Source organism: Deinococcus piscis, assembly GCF_014653275.1.
In the GTDB taxonomy this organism is placed as follows: Bacteria; Deinococcota; Deinococci; order Deinococcales; family Deinococcaceae; genus Deinococcus; species Deinococcus piscis.
Map to the genome: position 1 here is coordinate 1 of NZ_BNAL01000088.1, position 842 is coordinate 842.

General features: G+C 57.0%; 2 protein-coding genes. One reads left to right on the forward strand and one right to left on the reverse strand.

Features of this window, described 5'->3' with window-relative positions:
- Positions 1–73: 73 nt before the first annotated feature.
- Positions 74–400, forward strand: a complete 327-nt coding sequence (locus IE158_RS13425) for a DUF819 family protein (RefSeq protein WP_268248076.1) — start codon at positions 74–76, stop codon at positions 398–400.
- A gap of 166 nt (positions 401–566) precedes the next feature.
- Here the strand turns inward: IE158_RS13425 and IE158_RS13430 are convergent, their stop codons facing one another.
- Positions 567–713, reverse strand: a complete 147-nt coding sequence (locus tag IE158_RS13430; protein ID WP_189644205.1) for a hypothetical protein — start codon at positions 711–713, stop codon at positions 567–569.
- Positions 714–842 lie beyond the last annotated feature (129 nt).

Genomic DNA, 842 nt, shown 5'->3' on the forward strand with positions numbered 1-842 from the left:
TGATGGGGCCGTCTGTTGGTTTTTGCCGTCTGGAACGAGGTCAAACTGAAGTTGTCACCTACTGAGCTATTTCATATATCTCTTCTTTGTGGTGATCGGCATTCCGGCGTCTATTCCGCTGATTCTCAACAATGCTCCGCTGCTGTTCGTCTTTGTGCTGGTCGTGGCCCTGGTCAACTTGCTGGTGACCATGCTGGCAGGCAAGCTCCTGAAATTCTCCATCGAAGAAGTAGTGCTGGCCTGCAATGCCAACATCGGCGGGCCGACCACCGCCGCAGCCCTGGCCATCGGCAAAGGCTGGCAACCCCTGGTTGGCCCGATTCTGGTGATTGGGACGCTGGGCTATGTCATCGGAAACTATGTCGGAAGTCTGGTCTACTCGCTAATCTCTGCTCTATAGCCAGGGCCTGCTCTCCCTGCATTCTCCTCCATGAACAAGCGCCGCCGTGCGTGGCAACCAAATGGCAAATACAGAGAAAGCCCCGTACCAAAATGCGGGGCTTTCTCTCTGGGTTGTGGCAGAACCTGGGTGGACTTGTGCTCAAGCCGCCCAGGCGGTCAGGGGCTTAGACGCAGCGCTTGGAAGTGCCAGTCACCACACTGTAGGTGCCAATCACCACGGTGGCGGCAGGGGTCCATTGGGCGTCACCACCATCAGTGGCTTGCATGCTCTGGGCGCGGACATCGAGGGTGTTCAGGTCAAAGTTGTTCATGGGTATCTCCTTGAAGTTGAATGTGTGTGAAAGGGGCTTAGACGCAGCGCTTGGAAGTGCCGGTCACCACACTGTAGGTGCCAATCACCACGGTGGCGGCAGGGGTCCATTGGGCGTCACCACCATCAG

Coding starts and splice junctions, on each gene's coding strand:
- IE158_RS13430 (WP_189644205.1), bottom strand. CDS start 713: ATGAACAACTTTGACCTGAACACCCTCGATGTCCGCGCCCAGAGCATG.